The 726-nt window shown below is 74.1% G+C and carries 1 pseudogene; it reads left to right on the plus strand.

The window, feature by feature from the left end:
• Positions 1 to 102 precede the first annotated feature (102 nt).
• Positions 103 to 726, plus strand: a pseudogene (locus CCN29_RS34600) (hypothetical protein); the annotation flags it as partial.

The following is a 726-nucleotide window of genomic DNA, read 5'->3' on the forward strand; positions in this document are numbered from 1 at the left end:
GGTGGTGCGCGCCGTGATGCTGGGCGAGCCGCTGCCGGAGCCGGCGGGCGATCCCGGTCTGGTGCCCGCGCAGACCGCCGGCCGCGACCTGCTGACTCCGTCGTGAGGCCGCGCACCTGGGTGCTGCTGCTGGCCGCCCTGTTCGCGCTGATGCAACTGGGCACCGTGGAGGGCCGCGACACCCCCGACAGCAAGAACTACGTGTCGTACGCGCTGAGTCTGACCGGCGTGGACAAGCGGGAGGCGGCGGCCGTCACCATCGACCACTACTGCGCGGGGAAGGCGGCGATGGCGCACCGCGCGCAGAACGTGGACGTGGTGCGGTTCCACGCCCCGGACCCCGCGCCCCGGGTGCTTCAGGAGTGCCGGGAGCAGGAGTGGCGGCAGGTGGAGGCGCGGCTGGCGGCCGGGGAGACCGGCGGGCAGACGGTGCCGTTCATGCCGGAGCGGTTCATGCGGATCTTCGAGGTCCGGCCCGGCTACCCGCTGGTCCTGGCGCCGTTCGTCGCGCTGTTCGGGGTGACGTGGGGGGTGTGGGCGGCCGGCGTGGTGATCACCTGCGCGGGCGGGCTGTTCGCGTACCTGGTGCTGCGCACGCTGGCCGCGCCGGTGCCGCTCGCGCTCACCGGCATGGCGCTGTACCTCGTCCTGCCGTGCGGGACGACGGCGATGCGCCCGATGACCGAGGGGCTGATGCTTGCGCTGACGCTGGCCGCGCTGTGGGGC

This window comes from Streptomyces pseudogriseolus (genome assembly GCA_002154585.1).
Classification (GTDB): domain Bacteria; phylum Actinomycetota; class Actinomycetes; order Streptomycetales; family Streptomycetaceae; genus Streptomyces; species Streptomyces pseudogriseolus.